Annotated in this window: 19 protein-coding genes; 11 read left to right on the top strand and 8 right to left on the bottom strand. The window is 65.1% G+C overall.

The annotated features are described in order from the left end of the window. Positions 1–239: 239 nt before the first annotated feature. Positions 240–1,103, bottom strand: coding sequence for a hypothetical protein (locus D3242_RS29665; protein ID WP_223217903.1), 864 nt, complete (start codon positions 1,101–1,103; stop codon positions 240–242). Here D3242_RS29665 and D3242_RS33725 point away from each other — a divergent pair. Both D3242_RS33725 and D3242_RS29670 read left to right on the top strand, forming a co-directional pair. After that, positions 1,102–1,263, top strand: coding sequence for a hypothetical protein (locus D3242_RS33725; protein WP_167470471.1), 162 nt, complete (start codon positions 1,102–1,104; stop codon positions 1,261–1,263). The two genes, D3242_RS29665 and D3242_RS33725, sit on opposite strands and share 2 nt — an antisense overlap. 201 nt (positions 1,264–1,464) lie before the next feature. Beyond that, positions 1,465–1,746: a hypothetical protein gene (locus D3242_RS29670; RefSeq protein WP_223217904.1), complete on the top strand. Its 282-nt coding sequence runs from the start codon at positions 1,465–1,467 to the stop codon at positions 1,744–1,746. A 41-nt stretch (positions 1,747–1,787) separates the two neighbouring features. Here D3242_RS29670 and D3242_RS29675 read toward each other — a convergent pair whose 3' ends face one another. Continuing rightward, positions 1,788–2,762: a nucleoside hydrolase gene (locus tag D3242_RS29675; RefSeq protein WP_064981928.1), complete on the bottom strand. Its 975-nt coding sequence runs from the start codon at positions 2,760–2,762 to the stop codon at positions 1,788–1,790. 341 nt (positions 2,763–3,103) lie between these two features. Between D3242_RS29675 and D3242_RS29680 the strand changes: the two genes are divergently transcribed. Both D3242_RS29680 and D3242_RS29685 read left to right on the top strand, forming a co-directional pair. Continuing rightward, positions 3,104–4,333: a hypothetical protein gene (locus D3242_RS29680; protein WP_147377508.1), complete on the top strand. Its 1,230-nt coding sequence runs from the start codon at positions 3,104–3,106 to the stop codon at positions 4,331–4,333. A 40-nt stretch (positions 4,334–4,373) separates the two neighbouring features. Next, entirely contained in the window at positions 4,374–5,183 is an 810-nt protein-coding gene (locus D3242_RS29685) for a hypothetical protein (RefSeq protein ID WP_064981981.1), read from the top strand. Between the two features lie 70 nt (positions 5,184–5,253). Here D3242_RS29685 and D3242_RS29690 read toward each other — a convergent pair whose 3' ends face one another. Next, positions 5,254–6,900: an acyl-CoA synthetase gene (locus D3242_RS29690; protein WP_064981925.1), complete on the bottom strand. Its 1,647-nt coding sequence runs from the start codon at positions 6,898–6,900 to the stop codon at positions 5,254–5,256. A gap of 175 nt (positions 6,901–7,075) precedes the next feature. On the opposite strand from D3242_RS29690, the gene D3242_RS29695 reads away from it, so the two are divergent. Continuing rightward, positions 7,076–8,632: a serine hydrolase gene (locus D3242_RS29695; RefSeq protein WP_064981924.1), complete on the top strand. Its 1,557-nt coding sequence runs from the start codon at positions 7,076–7,078 to the stop codon at positions 8,630–8,632. A gap of 60 nt (positions 8,633–8,692) precedes the next feature. Here the strand turns inward: D3242_RS29695 and D3242_RS29700 are convergent, their stop codons facing one another. Beyond that, positions 8,693–9,187: a LysR substrate-binding domain-containing protein gene (locus D3242_RS29700; RefSeq protein WP_081295941.1), complete on the bottom strand. Its 495-nt coding sequence runs from the start codon at positions 9,185–9,187 to the stop codon at positions 8,693–8,695. A 507-nt stretch (positions 9,188–9,694) separates the two neighbouring features. On the opposite strand from D3242_RS29700, the gene D3242_RS29710 reads away from it, so the two are divergent. From D3242_RS29710 to D3242_RS29720, 3 genes are all read left to right on the top strand, one after another. Beyond that, positions 9,695–11,272 (top strand): HD domain-containing phosphohydrolase, encoded by a 1,578-nt coding sequence (locus tag D3242_RS29710; protein ID WP_064981922.1) that lies wholly within the window; start codon positions 9,695–9,697, stop codon positions 11,270–11,272. 90 nt (positions 11,273–11,362) lie between these two features. After that, entirely contained in the window at positions 11,363–11,635 is a 273-nt protein-coding gene (locus D3242_RS29715; RefSeq protein ID WP_010910579.1) for a hypothetical protein, read from the top strand. A gap of 73 nt (positions 11,636–11,708) precedes the next feature. Further along, on the top strand, positions 11,709–12,842 hold the full coding sequence (locus tag D3242_RS29720) for a substrate-binding protein (RefSeq protein ID WP_064981920.1): 1,134 nt from the start codon (positions 11,709–11,711) through the stop codon (positions 12,840–12,842). Between the two features lie 104 nt (positions 12,843–12,946). On the opposite strand, the gene D3242_RS29725 is transcribed toward D3242_RS29720, so the two are convergent. Together D3242_RS29725 and D3242_RS29730 are read right to left on the bottom strand one after the other, a co-directional pair. After that, complete coding sequence (locus D3242_RS29725) at positions 12,947–13,882, bottom strand: hypothetical protein (protein WP_064981918.1); 936 nt, start codon at positions 13,880–13,882, stop codon at positions 12,947–12,949. 94 nt (positions 13,883–13,976) lie between these two features. After that, positions 13,977–14,870, bottom strand: coding sequence for a LysR family transcriptional regulator (locus tag D3242_RS29730; RefSeq protein WP_064981916.1), 894 nt, complete (start codon positions 14,868–14,870; stop codon positions 13,977–13,979). A gap of 103 nt (positions 14,871–14,973) precedes the next feature. On the opposite strand from D3242_RS29730, the gene D3242_RS29735 reads away from it, so the two are divergent. After that, positions 14,974–15,714, top strand: coding sequence for an SDR family oxidoreductase (locus D3242_RS29735; protein ID WP_064981915.1), 741 nt, complete (start codon positions 14,974–14,976; stop codon positions 15,712–15,714). A 79-nt stretch (positions 15,715–15,793) separates the two neighbouring features. Then, positions 15,794–16,006 (top strand): tautomerase family protein, encoded by a 213-nt coding sequence (locus D3242_RS29740; RefSeq protein ID WP_064981914.1) that lies wholly within the window; start codon positions 15,794–15,796, stop codon positions 16,004–16,006. Positions 16,007–16,204: 198 nt separating this feature from the next. On the opposite strand, the gene D3242_RS29745 is transcribed toward D3242_RS29740, so the two are convergent. Further along, the gene (locus D3242_RS29745; RefSeq protein WP_064981913.1) at positions 16,205–17,200 is read right to left on the bottom strand and encodes an AraC family transcriptional regulator; all 996 of its coding nucleotides are present in this window, start codon (positions 17,198–17,200) and stop codon (positions 16,205–16,207) included. Between the two features lie 55 nt (positions 17,201–17,255). Between D3242_RS29745 and D3242_RS29750 the strand changes: the two genes are divergently transcribed. Further along, the gene (locus D3242_RS29750; RefSeq protein ID WP_223217905.1) at positions 17,256–18,296 is read left to right on the top strand and encodes an SDR family oxidoreductase; all 1,041 of its coding nucleotides are present in this window, start codon (positions 17,256–17,258) and stop codon (positions 18,294–18,296) included. A gap of 14 nt (positions 18,297–18,310) precedes the next feature. Here D3242_RS29750 and gcvA read toward each other — a convergent pair whose 3' ends face one another. Then, positions 18,311–19,222, bottom strand: a complete 912-nt coding sequence (gene gcvA, locus D3242_RS29755; RefSeq protein WP_019859451.1) for a transcriptional regulator GcvA — start codon at positions 19,220–19,222, stop codon at positions 18,311–18,313. Positions 19,223–19,269: the final 47 nt, after the last annotated feature.

The raw sequence follows: 19,269 nt of genomic DNA on the forward strand, positions 1-19,269 counted from the left end.
GACAAGAGGGCGCCTGCGGGCGAGACTATCGATCTCCCCCCTCGTGGGGGAGATGGCCGGCAGGCCAGAGGGGGGCGTGAAGGAACTCGGCCTTGCCTATTTGCTGGGCTCAGCGGTGACCGCTTCTTCCAAAGGGTACAGCAATCCAACGCTATGAGACGTCGGCGGGTCAGCGCCCCCCTCTGCCCCGCCGGTCATCTCCCCCACGAGGGGGGAGATCGGCAGCGTCAGCGTCGCGCCTACTTCCCCGCCATGTGATCCGCCAGCGCCTGCGCCTGGGCGAGCAGGGCGGGGTAGGCCGGGGTATCCGGCAGGCTCTTGCCCATGCAGGCGCGGAAGTCGTTGTCGCCTTTCGTCCAGGCGGCGTTGGCGGCGTCGGATGTGTTTTCGTCGCTGTCGTCGGTGGCCTGCTTGGCGAGTTTTTGGGCGGCGGCGTCGGCGGCGGTCCACGCCGCGTCGCAGGTTGCGATCTTGGGGACGGGCGGTGTCGCGGGCGCTTCGGCGATCAGGACGCTGTTGCCCTTGACGACTGTGACGACGACCTCCTGGTCGGAGTTCGGTCCGATATCCTGTGCCCAGCCGCCGAGGCGGGCGATCGCCATGTCGGCGCCGTCAGGCTTCTTGAGCGCGAAGTCGAGCGTGCCGGTGAAGGCGGCGTCGCTGCCGATGGCTTGGGTGTAGAAGGCATCGAGCTTCAGCGCCGCGTCGAAGCTGGTGGGCAGTTTGAGATCGGCGTCCGTCTCGGCGGCGCGCGACTTAAGCCAGTGCTCGACCAGCCCGCGCGTCGAGGCCACGATGCTGGGACCATCCTCGGTGCCGTGGCGCAGCCCGTCCAGCATGCCGAAGCCGACATCGGAGGAACTGAGGCTTTCGATGTTGATCTTGCCGGCGGCCGGAAAATCCTTGACTGTGAAAGGCCCGAGCAGGGCGGAAAGCCGCTTTTCGAGATCGGCGCGGGCCTTTTCATTGGCCGCATCGAGCGTCTCCACCGGTGCGTTCGTGCTCTCCATCGCCGCGATGTCGGCAATCGCCTTGTCGCGCGCGGCTATATAATCGTCCTCGGGCGAGGCGGCGAAGGCAGCACTGCTCGCAAGGGCAAACATGACCGTCCAGACCAACCGCATGACAGAACCTTTCTTCGTGGCGGATCAACAGGCCAGGCAGCCATCGGGCAGCTTTGCGGCTATTGCGCGGCAGAAAACGCCGAGGCGAAACATCCTGATCGGGGAGGCATGGCAAGCGCTGCCATTAACCATCGATTAACTATCCGGTCGCCTTTGATTCAAATTTGATGGATACTGTTTTTAGGCCAAACGAGCCTGCTCAAGAGGCCGGGGAAGACAGTAGTTGCAAGCTTGGCGCGCCACTCTCGGTCGTGCGGCAGGCTGAAATCAAAGAAGAAGCGACGGACCACCGTCGCCTTGCGGGGAGGCGTCAGCATCATTCTTGATGAGGATCGCCAGAATGAAGATCGAAGACGCAGTGACCGCTGTAACAGCCGAGGCCAACGCGCTCATGTCCTGCCTCGGCCAGCCCGTGGTCGCCTATCACGTGACGGAAATCATGCGAGAGGCCAATCTGGAACACGCCAGGCGGATGCAACTCGCCCTGATGCAGCGAAGCATCGAGGCGCTGGTCGATGACGGGCTGGAGGATATCGCCGCGGAGCGGTATGTTTCGCAGTTCCACGGTCATCTAGGCTCGACGTGGAGGCTGCTGCACGCTTCGGATGGCGTGGCGCATTGAAGGAATGGCTTACGGACCAGATCGTAGGGATACGGCTTGGCTCACGCCTTCTGCCTGGTCAGCCGCTCCAGCGCATCCACGATCAGGTCGCAAAACTTCGCGTGGTCCAGCTTCATCGCCACGGTGTGGCGGAAGTCGGTCTGCTCGCTCGCCGTGCCGCCGAAATGGCGCATGCCGCCCATTTTCTCGAAATTGCAGACCGTCATGCCCTTGGTCCAGCGGCCGGCGATTTCGACGCGGATGTCGGCCCTCTCGGTGATGAAGATGGTCGGGTCGATCATGGCCGCGACGCAGCAGGCGTCATGGATGGCGGGATACTCGATCTGCAGCAGGCCGCCATGCGTGGTCGCTATGAACGCCCAGATATCGAGGATGAACCTTGCCATCGGGCCGCCTATGGCGCGCACGCGGTCCTGCAGGTCCGGTGTGGCCAGTGCCTGGTGCGTGAGGTCGAGCCCCACCATGGTGACGTCCCAATCGGCGCGAAACACCACGTCGGCCGCCTCAGGATCGGCATAGACGTTGAACTCCGCCGCGGGCGTGATGTTGCCCCGCGTAAAACTGCCGCCCATCGCGACGACCCGCTTCACCCGCTCGACGATGCGCGGGTCCTTGCGCACGGCGAGCGCGATGTTGGTGTAGGGACCGACCGGCACCAGCGTCACCGTCTTCGGCTCATGCGCCATGACCGTGTCGATGATGAAGTCGACGGCATGCCGCTTGTCGAGCGCGAACGAGGCGGGCGGCAGCACGGGGCCGTCGAGCCCGGTATCTCCGTGGATCTCGACGGCCAGCACCTGATCGATGATGAGCGGGCCGGGAGAGCCCTTCGCCACAGGCACTTTGATGCCATAGGCGGTGCACACGGAAAGCGCGTTACGCGTGGTGTTGTCGACATTGTGGTTGCCCGAAACGGTGGTGATGCCGAGGAGATCGATCTTGGGGTTTCCGGCCGCGAGCAGGATGGCGATCGCGTCATCATGCCCGGGGTCGCAGTCCAGGATGATCTTTTCCATGGTGGGCACCTCCCTTGTCGGCCGAACCTGTGGGCACAAGAGGCTGGCGCGCGCGCGCAGTCAAGGTTTTGCGCTCGACCACTCCAGAGCTCGTTTGCTCCCCGCTCGGGTCCGGACGGCCAAGCCTCTTATGGAGACCGCCCGCCGGTGCATCGCCGTTGCTGATTCAAACAGAACCGTCTTTGCCGCATGGAGCAGGGGAAAGCTTCATTCGTTCGTTCGAATGACAACAAGCAGGGAAATAGGAGGTAGCGTCCAGGTGACGCGGCATCCCAGCGCCGTGGCTCGAACTAAGTGGAGAATACGATCGCGGTGAGGGTCGCGCCAGGTGGAGTCAAGTGATGAATCATTTGCAGGGTACCAGGTCCAAATGTCTGCGCTTTGACTTCACCTTTACCGAACGACCGCCTTCGATTTTGCTTTACGGGATATGTGGCAGCGGGCGTAACGCCGTGCTGCCCCTCGTTTCGTCACTCCTCATTCTGCTGTTTGCGTCCCCGGCAAACAGCCAGCTGGCGCCCGATGCGTCCGCAACTGCCGCGGCCAATGGCCGTTCGCCGGTCGCGGTTTCGAACCGCACCGATATCGCGAAAGACGAGGGTGAGCAGGCCTTGCGCCGCGAACTGGCCGCGGCACGGGCCGAGTTGGCCAGGCAAGCGCAGGCCTTGAAAGCGCAACAGCAGACGGACGCAGCGCTCACGCTCAATCTGGAGACGGCGCAGCGTGCCATCGAAGATTTCAGGGCGGAAGCCAGCCTCTGGGACAGCAAGAAAGCCGCTATGCCTGAAGCGCCTCCCTCCGTGGATGGCTCCCAGGCTGCCACGAAGCAGGCGCTTGATGAGCAGAGCCATAAGATCGGGCTGCTGGAACAGGAACTCGCCACGGCTCGTCAGACGATCGATGCTCTCAAGACAGCGGCAAATCTGTCTGTGGCGCAGCAGGCCGAGGCCGTGAAGGACCGGCAACAGGCCGACGCCGCCGCGAAGCAGGCGCTGGATGAGGAGCGCCATAAGGTCGGGCGCATGGAACAGGAACTCGCCACGGCTCGTCAAACGATCGATGCGCTCAAGGCAGGCGCAAATCTGGCCGTCGTGGACCAGGCCAAGGCCGTGAAGGACCGACAACAGGCCGATGCCTCTTCAAACCAGGCTCGCAAAGCGCTCGAACTGGAACGTCAGCGAGCAGATTCAGCCATGCGTGACCTCGACATCGCCCGCAAGGAACGCGACGCCCTGAAGCAGAGCTCGATGGATTTGAGCGCGGCACTCGAACAGGAGCGCGAAAGAGCCAACGGCCTGGCACGCAGTCTCAGCGCCGCGCGCGAGGAAATCGACAGCGCCAAGATCGACAGTATGAAGGAAAAACGTCGGACCGCGGCCGCGGTGCGTGCGCCTAAAGCAGGTGCCTCCAAGACCGCGCTCGCAAGTTCACCGTCGCGCCCGGTTGCAGCCCGTAAGCCGGGCGTGCTGAAAAAACGCAAGGTGAAGGGTCCAAAGCCGCCGCAGCCTGTCATGATGGCAACCTTCGCTCTTCCCCCCGCATTGCTGCCAACCCGACCACTTTCGCAGTGAAAGACAGGTGAGCGAAATGCACGGCGCAGGGAGGATGACATTGAAAAAATACTTCGTGGCCGCGTTGACGATCGGCATCGCGATCGGGCCTGCCTCGGCTCTCGATGCGGGTTTAGGCGGTAAAGTCGGCGGCGTCGGGATAGGCGCCGGAGTGAGCGCCGGTTCGCAAGGCGCATCCGTAGGGGTGGGCGCGAGCGTAGGCGGTGTCGGCGGAGCAAATGTCGGCGCTTCGGTCGGCGCAGGCAACGTAGGCGTCAGTGCCAGCGGTAACGTTGGCTCCGCAAGCGTCAGTGCCGGCGGTAACGTTGGCTCCACAGGCGGAGGCCTTTCGACAGGTGTCGGCCTGGGCGCCGATCCATCCGCCGAAAACGGATCGGCGGCCGCTGCCAGCGGTTCGGCCGCCACGGCAGCCAGTGGTTCTGCCGCGACGGGCACGGGTTCTGCCGCGACGGGCACTGGATCTGCCGCGACGGCCACTGCCACGACCGCCACTGCCAGGACCTCCAGGCCATCGATCGCCCTGCCGCCCGTCCTCAGGCCTTCCAGAGCCGGCCAGGGCGACCTCACCAGGGGATATCCCTTTGCACCCCTGGAAGCACTGAAAGCGAAACCCGGCACGCCAGTCGCGGTCGTGCAAGCCTGTCGCGCGGCGATCCTGTCCGCCGCCAAGCCGCTTGGCGCCGTCCGTGTCCGCGCGGTCAGCGCAGGTGCCTTGCGTCGACGTGGGGGTGCGCTGACGGCGCCGATCCAAGTGCGAATAGACTATGCGGGACGCGGTGGCATCGAAATCCGGCAAGCGCAAGTCGGCTGTCGCCTCGATGCGGCGGGCAGGGTGATAGCGGTAAAATAGAACCGATCTGCAACAGGGCACGCGGCGCTCCGCCGACGTCGCCCGAGTTGGGCCGGCATATGCGGCCCCGCTACCCCTTCCGCTTCTCCACCTCCGCCTTCCGCAGCAGGAACCGCTGGATCTTGCCGCTCGGCGTCTTCGGCAATTCCGCGACGAAATCGATTTCGCGCGGATAGGCGTGGGCCGAAAGCCGCTTGCGGACGTGTTGCGCCAGTTCCTCGGCCAGTTCCGGGCTACCCTGATAGGCGGGCGCCAGGATGACGAAGGCCTTGACGATCTCGGTGCGCTGCGGGTCGGGCACGCCGACCACCGCCGCCTCGTTGACCGCGGGATGTTCGATGAGCGCGCTTTCGACATCGAAGGGGCCGATGCGGTACCCCGACGAGGTGATGACATCGTCGGCGCGGCCGATGAAGGAGACCGAGCCGTCCGGCTCGTATTCCACCGTGTCGCCGGTGCGGTAATAGCCGCCCGCGATCGCCGGCGTCTCGGCCTGGTGGTAGCCGTCGAACCAGCGCAGCGGCGAGTTGGCGATGTCGACGGCGAGGATGCCGGGCTGGTTGGGGCCGAGCTCGTTGCCTTCGTCGTCCAGCACCACCATGCGATAGCCCGGCATGGCAAAGCCGGCAGAGCCCGCGCGCACGGGATGCGAAAGCCCATGGTGGTTGTTGACCATCATGCCGTTTTCGGTCTGGCCGTAATGGTCGTGGATAGGGGCGGCGAGATGGGCGTCGAACCAGCGGATCACTTCCGGGTTGAGCGGCTCGCCGGCGCTGCTCACCACCCGCAGCCGTCCCTTGATGGGGGCGGCAGCTACAGGCCCTTCGGCGAGCAGCAGGCGGAAGGCGGTGGGCGAGCCGGCAAGGCTGGTGACGCCGAGCCGCTCGATGATTTCATAGGTGCTTCCGGCGGCGAAGGCGCCTTCATTGAAGGTTGTGGCGATGCCGAGCAGCAGCGGGCCTGTGATGGCGTAGTAAAGGCCATAGGCCCAGCCGGGATCGGCGATGTTCCAGAAGACGTCGTCGGGGCGCAGTCCGATCGCATCGCGCATGTAGGCGCCGAAGGCCAGCAGCGCGCTGAGCGGCACCGGCACGCCCTTGGGCAGGCCCGTCGTGCCTGAAGTCGACATCATCATGAACAGGTCGTCGCCCTTGCGCATGACGGGTTCGCAATCGGGGGAGGCAGAGGCAAGCGCGGCGCGGAAGTCGATGTCGCCCTGGGGCAAGGCATCGCCAGCACCAAGAATGGTGGCGATCGGCGGGCAGTTCTCGATCTCGTCGAGCTTGCCGCGATTGGCCGGATTGGTCACCACCAGCTTGGCGCCGCTGTAGCCGAGGCGGTGCTCGATCGCCTTCGGGCCGAAGGCGGTGAACAGCGGCTGGTAGACAGCGCCGATGCGCCAGGTGGCTAGGATGAGCGCGACGAGTTCGGGAATGCGCGGCAGCATGCCGGCGACGACATCGCCGGGACCCACGCCTGCATCCTTGAGCAGGTTGGCGACGCGGCCCGACATATCGGCGAGGTCGTCGAAGCTGAACAGCCGGAGTTCGCCGCCGGCCGAGATCGCGCGCAGCGCCAGCCGGTTCTCACCGGTATGGCGGCCGCAGCATTCGACATAGGCGTTGATGCCAGTCGCCGGGTCGCCGTCAAGCCTGGCGATCTCATCCTCGATGCGAAAGGCCGCGACGGCGTCCTCGTAGCGTGGCAAGCCGGTCATGTCAGTCCTCCCTGGCGGCGCTCCATCTCCCCATGGCGCGCCTTCATCAGTCAGATTGCCTGAAATCGTGGTGATGGTCGATTGCGACGAAGGTGGACCGTGAGGCGGCAGGCATTGGCCTCGGTTGCACCGGCCTGTATCATAGCCAGGTTAATGCAGGAGAGGAGGCTCGGACGTGCGGCTGGAACGGAACCTCTGCCACTGGCGAATCTGGCTCTGCATCGCCGTGCTGGCGCTTTGGCCGCGTGCTGCGTCGGCCGACGCCATTACGCCGGAGCGCATCGCTGTCGCCTTGTCGAAGCTCGAAGCGCTCGCCCAAGGCGCCGTCGCGGGCGGCGGGGTGCCCGGTCTCGCCATCGCGGTGGTGCACGACGATGACGTGATCTTCCTGAAGGGTTTCGGCCATCGCCAGGCCGGCAAGCCGGAGGCGGTCGACGCCGACACGGTGTTCCAGATCGCCTCGCTTTCCAAGCCGGTCTCCGCCACCGTCGTGGCGGCGCTGGTCAGCGACGGGATCGTGTCCTGGGATTCGAAGATCGCCGACCTCGATCCGGCCTTCCGGCTGGCCGATCCCTATCCGACCAGCCAACTCACCGTCCGCGACCTGTTTTCGCACCGCAGTGGACTGCCCGGAACCGCCGGAGACGACCTCGAGGACATAGGCTACGACCGCGCCGAAATCCTGCATCGCCTGCGGTTCGTGCCGCCATCGTCGAGCTTCCGTGCCGGCTACTCCTACAGCAATTTCGGATTGACCGAGGGCGCCGTCGCGGCCGCCATGCCGACAGGCAAGTCCTGGGAGGAGGTCGCCGAGGAGAAGCTCTACCGACCGCTTGGCATGGCCTCGACCAGTTCCCGTCATTCGGACTTCGTCAAGCACGCCGATCGTGCCGCGCTGCACATCAAGGTCGATGGCGCCTGGGCCGCCAAGATAGAGCGCAATCCGGATGCGCAGGCGCCCGCGGGCGGCGTCAGCTCGACCGCGCGCGATCTTTCGCAATGGGTGCGCCTCATCCTCGGCAACGGGGTCTATGCCGGCAAGACGCTGATAGCGGCCGATGCGCTCGATCAGACGCATGTGCCCCTGATGACGCGCGGCAAGAACCCTGTCTCCGGTGGCGCGTCCTTCTACGGCCTCGGCTGGAATGTCGAATTCGGCCGGCATGGCTTGAGCTGGGGCCATGCGGGTGCCTTCAGCGTCGGCGCACGCACGCTGGTGACGATCTTCCCGCAGGAGAAGCTTGGCATCGTCATCGTCGCCAACGCCTTCCCGACAGGCGTGCCGGAAGGGCTGTCCGACAGTTTTGCCGACCTGGTCTTCGAGGGTTCGGTCCAGAAGGACTGGGTCAAGGCATGGGACGATATCTATGCCGGAATGTTCGGCCCGGCGGTCGCGGCGGCCAAGGCCACCTATGCCGCGCCGCCATCTCCGGCAAGGCCAGCCAGGCCGGCAAGTGCCTATGCCGGCCGCTACGCCAACGACTTCTTCGGCAATGCTGTCGTGGCGAGTGCCGGAGACGGCCTTGTGCTCAAGGTCGGCCCGGCCGGCGCCCGGTCCTATTCCCTGGCGCATTACGACGGTGATCTTTTTCTCACCTTCCCCGATGCCGAGACACCGGACAGGCCAACCAGCGTGAGCTTCGTCCTCGGCCCCGACGGCAAGGCGTCGGCCATCACTATAGGCTTCCTCGACGACAATCATCTGGGCACGCTGCGGCGTGTGGGTGACTAGGGGGAACGGGCGGCGTCGACGTTCACGCGGTCGGGCTCATCACCGGAAAGCTGCGTCTTTCTATTCCAGATACGGTGTCAGCACATCTTCGATCCATTTCATGAATGCGCGGACTCGACGCGACAGGTTGCTGCGATGTGCCACGACGAGGGACACGGCGAGCGCTCGGCGACGAAAATCGGGTATGATCTCCACCAGCGCTCCACTCTCCAAGTATTGGCCAACCCCCAAGAGTGGAGCCTGAATCAGGCCAAGGCCGGCGAGGGCGGCGGCTTCGTAGGTCTGAGCGCTGTTGACGTGTAGCGCACCTGGCAACTGAAGCGTCGCGTAGCTGTCGCCGTCCGGATACTCCCATCCATGGGGTCTTGCGCCCAGCATCGTCGAAAAATGAATTGTCCGATGTTCCTGACGCTGGAGATCCTCCAGCGATCGAGGGACGCCATAGCGCGCCAGATAGGCGGGACTGGCAGCGTTGACCATGCGCAACAGGCCCAGTGGGCGGGCAATCAGCGTCTCGTCCCGTATAGGGCCGGAAGCGTTCGAGCAATTCGGCATCCCGAAGGGCCGCTCCGGACCTGCCGAAGAAATGTTTGAGGCCGTGAATGCAGGTTGGATGGACCTCGGCATTGCGGGTACGGAGCACGCAGCGGGGACGACCTCTGCGCGCGATGTATTCGAGGCTGCACGGAACGCCGCGAAGGCGTAAGCCCGGGATGGATCAGGCATGACACGGAGACTTCCCGCGCCTGCGTCGGACGCGTCGCGGGAAGCGCTCAACAGTCAAGCTAGCGCGAGGCGGCTTCCATTCCCGCCTGCCGACCACAATGCGCCGCATTTCGCGGCCCTCAAGAATGCCTAGCGATCGGGGTTTCTCTCGTCCGCTTCGCACAATCGATGTAGTCAGGATGCCTAAACGTCCACTTCTGACTATTCCCAGCGTAAAGCTGCCAGACCGCATCCGGTCCAAACAGAACGCTCTGTTTCTTCTACATCGGGCTTGAGATTTTTCCCCTAGGTATCGACGGCGCACGGGGCTAGCATAGGGATCACTGGGGGTGTGCGATGACAGCTGTCTCGATACGCCGGGCGGACTTCATGATGGTCCTGGCTTATGCCTCGGACCTCGCCACTGGCCATTCTCGCGACTTCGCGCTGAAATCCTGCGTGCTTGCAATGCGGATCGCCGACCTTGCGGGTGTTTCCGATGAGGTTCGGCGCAACGCCTACCATCAGTCGATGCTGCGCTATGTCGGCTGCAATGCCGACACGGACCTTCTGTCGGCCACGTTCGGCGACGAGATCGCCCTGCGCCAGGATCTTGTCGGTCTCGACATGGGCAATCGTGCGGAACTGGGCAGGGTCTTCGTGCAGGCCTTCAAGCGGTTCTACTACGATCTCGAGCCTGACGCGCAGGGCAGGGCGATCGAGGCCGCGATGTCGCAGGCGCTCGCGGTGGCGCGCCCGGTGCTCACCGCGCATTGCGAGGTCGCGCAACGGATCGGCGAGCGGCTCGGCCTGTCCGACGAGATCCGGCGCAATCTCGGGCAGATCTACGAACGCTGGGACGGCAAGGGCCTGCCGCGCGGGCTGAGTGGCGAGGATGTCCTGCCCGCCGTGCGCCTAATCACATTGGCGCAGGATGCGATTGCGCTCAGCGATGCCGTCGGCATCGACGGGATGGCCGAAACCGTCGCCAGCCGCGGCGATGGTCCATACGAAGCGGATCTGGCCCGGCTCGTCTCGGCCAACGCGGCGGTCCTGATGGAGGGCATCGGCGCGACGGTCGACCGCGAAACCATCCTGGCGCTCGAGCCGGATCCGCCGGTGACGCTGGACGAGGCGGCTTGCGATGAGGCGTTCCTGGCCATAGCCGACATGATCGACATGCGCATGCCGTTTACGCAGGGCCATTCGAGGATGGTGTCGGAACTGGCCATGGGTGCGGGCAAACGGATCGGGCTGCCCGACCCTGATGTTCGCGCGCTGCGCTGGTCGGGCTGCATCCACGACATTGGCGAACTGGTGGTGCCGGTGGCGACCTGGATGCGCAACGGTCCGCTGTCGGTGCGCGAACGCGACGCCGCACAGCTGCACGCCTATTACGGCGAGCGGGCCCTGGCCTCGTTCGGTCGCGAGGGCGAGGCGATGGCCGCGCTCGTGCTTCGCCATCACGAGCGCCTGGATGGCTCCGGCTATCACCGCAAGGTCGGCGGCTCGGACCTGTCCCCGGCGGCAAGGATCCTGGCCGCTGCCGAAGCCTTCCAGACGTCGCGAGAAGAACGTCCGCACCGCAAGGCGCTGTCCAGCGAGGCGGCCGCCGCCCAGCTGCGCGCCGCCGTGCGTGACGGCTGTATCTGCCCCGACGCCGCCGAGGCCGTATTGTCCTTCGCCGGGCAGCCATCGCGGCGAGCCGTGCCGCAAGCGCTGGCCGGCATGACGCCGCGCGAGATCGAGGTGCTGCGCCTGATCGCCGCCGGGCTCACGGCGAAGGAAGTGGCCAAAAAGTTGGATATCTCGCCCAAGACCGCGGACCACCATATTCAAAGCGTCTATTCCAAGATCGGCGTGACCACCCGTGCCGCGGCCGCGCTCTACGCGGTCGAGCACGGCCTTGTCCGACCAGGCGAAACGCAGGCATAGGGAATCCACCCCATGTGCGCCCGCTCCGGGGCGCGCATCGTAGTCCTGTCGACGGTTCAATGGTGACCGCGACCGACAGGAGGAACTCAGATGCTTCTCGCAACGACCAAAGTGGCTGATATCGACCACTTTATCCGTATCTTTTCGACCAAGGGCGCAGACAAGCGCCGGCTGCACGGCTCGAACGGCGCGACCGTCTTCCGCGACCCCAGCGAGCCCGACCGCGTCTGGGCGATCTTCGACTGGGACGCCGAGGGCTGGAAGAATTTCGTGTCCGATCCGGAGGTGCCAGCGATCCTGCAGGAAGCCGGCCATGTCGGCAAGCCGCAGGCGGCGCTGCTGCTCGGCCACTACGAGGCCTGAAGCCCCGCATTGAGCGCCGCCTGCCGCTCGGCGGCGGCGCGTGCCCGACGAACCCCAGATTTGGAGAAATCAAATGGATCCGAAACCCATCAAGATCGGTCTTATCGCCGAACTCACCGGCCCATTGTCTTTCATGGGCGTTGCAAATGCGAACCTCACCACCATGCTTGTCGACGACATCAACGCCAAAGGCGGCCTCCTCGGCCGGCCAGTGGAACTCGTCATCGAGGATGGCGAGACCACAGACAGCGTTGCCAAGGCAAAGGCCGCGAAACTCGTCGACGTCGACAAGGTCGACGTGGTCGTCGGCGGCATCTACAGTTCGACCCGCCTGGCCATCAAGAGCGAGGCGGTCACCCGGGGCAGGACGCTCTACATCTACACCGAGCAGTATGAGGGACAGGAAAACGATCCCCTGATCTTCTGCACCGGGCCCGTACCCGCCCAGCAGGTCGAGCCGCTGATACCATGGCTCATGAACAGCACCGGCGCGAAACGGTTCTATTTGCCGTCGGCCGATTACATCTGGCCCCATTTGCTGAACAAGGCGGCGAGCCGGGCGGTGCGCGCCAATGGCGGCGAGATCGTCGGCGAGGAGTATTTTCCGCTGGACACCGTCGATTTCCGGCGGACGGTGCAGCAGATCATGGCGAGCGGCACCGACGTGGTCTTCAACACCATCGTCCCGCCGGGCCTGACGCCGTTCCTCGAAGAACTGCACAAGGCCGGTTTCGGCAAACGCGGCGGCAAGATCGTCTGCACCTACTTCGACGAGAACTTCTTCAATCTGGTGCCGTCCGATCAGATCGAAGGCCTCTACAGCTGCCTCGACTACTACCAGGAACTCGACGAACCGTTCGGTCGCGCGCTGTTGCGCCGCTACGGTGAGCGGTACCCTGGTGGGGCTACCCTGACCGCGGGCAGCGGATGCACCGGGCACTACCGGGCGATCAAGATGTGGGAAGCGGCGGTGAAGGAAGCGGGCAGTGCCGAGCGGGACGGGGTCATCCGGGCTCTCGATCACGCCCGCATCAGCCAGGGACCGGGTGGTCCGGCCGAAATGGTCCCCGGCCAGCATCATGTTCGCATGAACATGTACATCGCGCAGGCGCAGGGCGGTCGATTCCGGGTTGTGAAGAATTTGGGTTCGATCGATCCCAACGAGCGCGCGCTTAGCGACGAATTCCAACTTAGCAACGCGGGGTAACCGGCGGCGTCGGAAACGGACAGTCCGCTTCCGGCGCCAACCCAGTCTTTGAAAGTGTTTGGCGCTGTCACCAGAGCAGCGGACCTTGCCCGCTCGTTCACACCTCACGACCCCTGGCCGTAGCGGAGCAGTTTGAAGCAGTCGCCGCTGCCCGACTTCGACTGTGATAGCACCGATCTTGAGCGGTCGAGCCATTCCTGGTGCGACCTGGCATCGGCCTCGATCGCATTGACGGGGGCCGCGCCGACGAAGCCGCGCCCTTGGCTGAACAGCCAGCACGCGCGAGCCAGATGCTGCCTGGAGCGCTGGCGCAGCAGATCGGCATCGTAGAAGATGTCGAGCACCTCCTGCTTGACCCGGCGCTCCTTTTCCGGGTCGGCGACCGCTGCCTCCGCCGGATCGCCGCCGATCGTGTCCCGCAGGTCCTTGTAGTCGAGGGCGAGCTGGGTGGTGGCGTATTTGATCTCGCTCTCGTCGCGCACGATGTCGAACCACAGCCTGGAATCGAGCTCGTTGACGACAAAAGAGGATTCGAAATCGCGCGACAGGTTCAGCACCTCGAAGTCCGCGAGATCGACGTCGCGCTCGACCAGCAGGATCCTGGCCGCCTGTTTGCCGAGCTCTGTCCCGTGAAGACTGACCGCGGTGTTGTTGCCGCCGAGTTGAGGGCTGAGATAAGGCCCGCCTTCATCCAGCAACTCGTCGAATTCCTCCAGCGACTGCATGACCGGCGCGCCGCGGGCAATGCGCGCGGCGAGTTTGGCGAGAACCTGCTGCAGTTCCGTCTCGCGTCGGCGCTGGTCCTGATAGTTCTGCTGGAAGAAGAAGATGAACAGCGACACGCCGATACCGATCAGGATCACGCCCAGCTGTGAAAAGATGTTGCGATAATATTCGAGCAGCTTTTCGCGATGGCGCACGTCGTGGCGCACGCTGTGGGCAACGCGAAGATTGACGATCAGCGACAGGATGAGCAGCCCGGCGCCGACCAGGATAAGGCCGCCGATGAGGAGGTAGCCATGGCCCGTGCTGAAATCCATCCCTTTGCCCCGAGACCCCAGACTGCGCAGAATACTGCCATTTTGCTTCAATACCTACGGTTTCGTCGCGATGGGGTCGATGGCGGCGAGATTCCTACAGGTTCGCCTCGGCGAAGATGCGCGCCGCCCAATCGAGGAAGACGCGCAGGCGCGGCGAGAGCTGGCGGTTCTGCGGGTAGAGCGCCGACAGCGGCGTCGGCGAGGGCGGGTAGTCGGCCAGCACTTCGACCAGCATGCCCTGAGCAAGATCCTTCTCGAAGCGATAGCGCGGCGCCTGGATGAGGCCGAGGCCGAGCCGCGCCAGGTCGGCGGCGGTGTCGGAATTGTTGGCGGCGACGCGGCCCGGCAGCCTGATCTCGTGGGTCTTGCCGTTGACGGTGAATTCGAAGGGCAGCACCTCGCCGGTACGCGACGAGACGAAGCCAATCGCCTGATGGCCGTCGAGCGCCTCGGGGGAGGCGGGTATGCCGTGGCGAGAGAGATAGGCGGGACTGGCGCAGGTCATCTCGCGGATCATCCCCAGTCGCCGCATGATCATGCCGCTGTCGGGCGGCTCGCCCACACGGATGACGCAATCGACGCCTTCGCGCACGAGGTCGACCAGCCGGTCGCTCTGGCCGATCTGCAGGTCGATGCGGGGGTAGCGTGCAAGAAACTCCGGCAGGCGCGGCAACAGGAAGGTGCGGGTGAGCAGCGTGCTGGCGTCGATGCGCAGCAGGCCGAAGGGTTCGGCCTTGCGGAAGGCGGCTTCCGCGTCCTCGATCTCGGCCAGGATCGACAGGCAGCGCCGGTAATAGGCCCCGCCGTCCTGCGTGGCGTTCACCTGCCGCGTCGTCCGCTCCAATAGCCGTGCGCCGAGATGTTCTTCGAGCCGGCGGATCGCTTCCGTCGCGGTTGAGCGCGGCAGGCCGAGATCGGCGGCGGCAGCGGTGAAACTGCGCCGCTCAAGCACGCGAACGAAGAGCCGCATCGTGTCCAGGCGATCCATGCTCTTTGTTCGCAATTTCCGAATAGTGATGTCAAGAGACGGCTGATTATCCGGCAGATGGCTGCGTCTATATCCGTGTCACCAGCAATACGGAGAGACTTCCATGACATCTAATCCAATCAGAACCGCGATCGTGACTGGCGCGTCCAAGGGCATTGGTGCGGCGATCGCGCGGCGGCTTGCCCGCGACGGTTTCGCCGTCGTTGTCAATTATGCACGGGGCCGTGCCGAGGCCGAAGCGGTCGTCGGCACGATCGAAGCCGAAGGCGGCAAGGCGATCGCCGTGCAGGCCGATATCGCCGATCCCACGGGCATCGCCACCCTTTTCGATGCCGGCGAGAGGGTGTTCGGCGGCGTCGATATCCTTGTCAACAATGCCGGCATCATGAAGCTGTCGCCGATCGCGCAGACCGACGATGCGTCCTTCGACGCGCAGATCACGGTCAATCTCGGCGGCGTGTTCCGGGGCATGCGCGAGGGCGCGAAACGCCTTCGCGACGGTGGCCGCATCGTCAATTTCTCCAGCAGCGTCGTCGGCCTCTACCAGCCGGGCTACGGCGTCTATGCCGCCACCAAAGCGGCGGTCGAAGCGATGACGCATATCCTGGCCAAGGAGCTCGGCGCTCGGCGCATCACCGTCAACGCCGTGGCGCCCGGCCCGGTCGAGACCGCGCTGTTCATGGACGGCAAGAGCGCGGCGCAGATCGAGGCCACGGCCAAGATGATCCCGCTCGGCCGGCTCGGCCAGCCCGACGACATTGCCGGCGTCGTGTCGTTCCTGGCCGGGCCGGACAGTGGCTGGGTCAACGGGCAAATCATCCGCGCCAATGGCGGCGTGATCTGAGGGGCAGTCGCCGGTGTCTTCAGCGACCCGCTCCACCCCAAAGCCTGAAACCCAATCCGCACCAGAAAAGGAAACCATCATGCCATTCGCCAACATCAAGATCCCGCAGGCCGCGCTCTCCAGAGCGCAGAAGAAAGACCTCATCCACCGGACCACCGCCATGTTCGTCGACTTTTTCGGCGAAGGCGTGCGGCCCACCACGATGGTGCTGGTCGAGGAGGTCGCCGATGGCGGCTATGGCCGGGCCGACGAGGTGTTCGTCATACCGGAAGCCTATCGCGCCAAGGAGTAGGGGCGGCCCTGGTCGGCAGGCCTCATATGACGACTGGTTGCCGCTGATACCAACGTCCGCTCTGTGCGCGGGGGCCTTCAATGCATGTCGGTTCCCTGAAAATCGATGCCCCCCTTTCGGGCGGCATGCATCAGGCCCGAGCCAGGTGGACAGTCCCGAGCTGTCCACCTGTCCTGGGCCCCTGCCTCTCCTGATTTTTCAAGATACCAGGCTCAGCGACCGCGCTTCGGCGTCACCCGACCGTTCGGCTTGCCCCGCGGTTCGATACCGCTTGGGCGCGGTGCCGGTGGCGCGCTTGAAGGCATTGCTGAAGGCGCTTTCCGAGGTGTAGCCAAGGGAGCGGGCAAGCACCGCCACCGGGGTATCTTCCTCGCGCAAGGCGCGCTCGGCCAAATGCATGCGCCATTGCGTCAGGTAGGTCAGCGGCGCGACACCGGCGGTCTGCCTGAAATGGAAGGCAAAACTGGTGCGCGACATGGCGGCGGCCCTGGCGAGTTCCTCCAGATGCCAGTCGAGACCGGGGTCGCCATGCATCAGCCGCAGCGCTGGCGCCAGGCGCGGATCGGCGAGTGCGCGCAGCCAGCCGGCGGGCATCAGGCTCGACGTCTGCAGATGCGCCGGCAGCACCTGGATGAACAGAAGTTGCGCCAGCTGCGCCGAGGCAAGGCTGGCGCCCGGCTGGCCATCCGCCTGCTCGCGCACCAGCTGGTCAAGGATCCAGCGCAGGATTGTCGCTTGCGGCGACGAGGCGTGGATGTGGATCCACGGCGGCAAGACGTCGGCCAGCAGCCGCCCGCTCGCCTGGTCGAGCAGCACATGGCCGCCAATATGCGTAAAATCCTTGCCGTCGCCGAGTTGGGCGATCTTGCAACCGGAGAACACCGCCATGGCGTCGAGCGGCGGCACGGACAGGTCGCTGGCGAGGATGAAGGAGCGCCGCGATGCCAAAAGCAGCACGTCTCCTGTTTGCGCATGCACCGGCTCGTCCTCGCCCTCGAGGCGGATCCAGCAACTGCCCTTCACCACGGCGAAGAATTTGATTTTTTCGGGCGCCGGAAAGCGTAGCGCCCATCGCCCGCCGGCGGTGAAGCCGCCTGTCACCATGGTTTGCGCGCTGGTGAATTTGAGGATGTCGGAGAAGGGGTCACCGGTCATTTTCGTACTTTCGCGCAATTTATGCGGATTTTCAAGCATTCACAATCCGATCCGGTGCGCCTAGCTGATGGCCAATGAACATCAGGAGACTGACATGAACGACGAACTGGTGCTGGTGACCGGGGGCTCTGGCTTCATTGCATCGCACTGCATGCTGAAGCTGCTCGACGCCGGTTATCGCGTGCGCACGACGGTGCGTTCGCTCGAGCGCGAAGCCGAGGTGCGCGCGATGCTCAGGGAAGGCGGCGCCGAGCCCGGCGATCGGCTGTCCTTCGTCGCCGCCGACCTGACCGGGGACGCTGGCTGGGCTGAGGCCGTCGCCGGCTGCGCCTATGTAATGCATGGCGCATCGCCGACGCCCTCCGGCAGCCAGACTCGCGAGGAGGATTGGGTGAGGCCCGCCGTCGACGGCGTGCTGCGGGTGCTCAATGCCGCGCGCGATGCCGGCATAAAACGCGTGGTGCTGACCTCGGCCATCGGTGCTGTCGCCATGGGCCATGCGCCGCAGACACGGCCGTTCAACGAGACCGACTGGTCCGACCTCAGCGGCGCCGTCGCGCCCTACCAGAGATCGAAGACGCTGTCGGAGCGCGCCGCCTGGGATTTCATCGCTCGCGAGGGCGGCGGCCTCGAACTCTCCGTCGTCAATCCGGTCGCTGTGCTCGGCCCGGTGCTCGCCGCCGATTTCTCGCATTCGATCGGGCTGATCAAGCGGCTGATGGACGGCATGCCCGGTTGTCCTAGGGTCAACTCAGGCTATGTCGACGTGCGCGACCTGGCCGATCTGCATCTGCTGGCGATGACCAGTCCTGCGGCCAAGGGCGAGCGCTTCATCGGTATTTCGGGCCACAGCCTTTGGATGGCGGATGTTGCGAAAGTGCTGCGGCGCAGGATGGGCGCGGCAGCAGCCAAGGTGCCGACCAGGGAGATTCCCAATTGGATGATCCGCCTGCTGGCGCTGCGTGGCGATCCCACGACGAAGATGCTGGCCAGGCATCTCGGGGTGATGATGGACGCCACCAGCGAAAAGGCGACGCGCCTGCTTGGCTGGACGCCGCGTCCGGCCGAGGAGGCGATCGTCGCCACGGCCGAGAGTTTGTTGCGGCTGGGGTTGGTGGGTGGGTCAAAAGCGTAGGCGGGTCTTTCGCCTCAATCCCTCCGAGACATCCCGACCCAGTCAGCCGCCACCTCGGCAAACAGCCAGTCGCGGAACGCCTTGATCTTCTTCTGCCGCAGCGCGCCGTCGGGATAGACAAGGTAGTAGCTGGCCGCCGATTTCAGCGCGAGGTCGAAGGGCCGCACCAGCCGCCCTGCCGCGAGGTCGGCCGAGACCAGCGCGCTGCGGCCGAGCAGCACGCCTTCGCCATGCACGGCAGCCTCGACGGCGAAGGTGGCGGAATCGAAGCGCACGCCGCGCTTGGGGTCGATGCCATCGACTCCGGCCTGCTGTAGCCATGTCGCCCAGTCGATGCGAAAGGCGTCATGGATCAATTTGTGGTGCCTGAGGTCCTCGGGCCGGCGCAGCGGATGTTCGCCTTGCAGCAATTCCGGGCTGCAGACCGGGAAGACCTCTTCGTCAGCGAGAAATTCCGCCGTCACGCCGGTGTAGCCGCCCTTGCCGTAGCGGATGGCGACGTCGATGCCGTCGCTGACGAAATCGGCCAGCACGCCCGAGGTCGCCAGCCGCACGTCGATATCGGCATTGGCGCGGTGGAAGCGATGCAGCCTCGGCACCAGCCAGCGGCCGGCGAAGCCGTCCGACGTCGAGACGTTCAGGATGCGCGTCGAGCGGTCGGGCGTGGCGGCGATGGTGGCGGCGGCGATCTGGTCGAGCGCCTTGCCGACCTCGACCGCATAGGCCGCACCGACGGCGGTCAGGCGTACGGATCGCGTTCCCCGATCGAAAAGCTGGATGCCGAGCCTGTCCTCGATGTTGCGGATGGCGCGGCTGACCGCGCCATGGGTGAGGTTGAGCTCTTCCGCCGCCCTGGAGAAGCTCAGATGCCTTGCCGCGGCGTCGAAAGCGGGCAGGGCGGTGAGGGGCGGCAATCTGCGCGGCATGGCCTCGACCTGTGAGTGTTGCTCACAAATCCTGCACAAAGAGTCGT

It is taken from the genome of Mesorhizobium jarvisii (assembly GCF_003601985.1).
Classification (GTDB): Bacteria; Pseudomonadota; Alphaproteobacteria; order Rhizobiales; family Rhizobiaceae; genus Mesorhizobium; species Mesorhizobium jarvisii.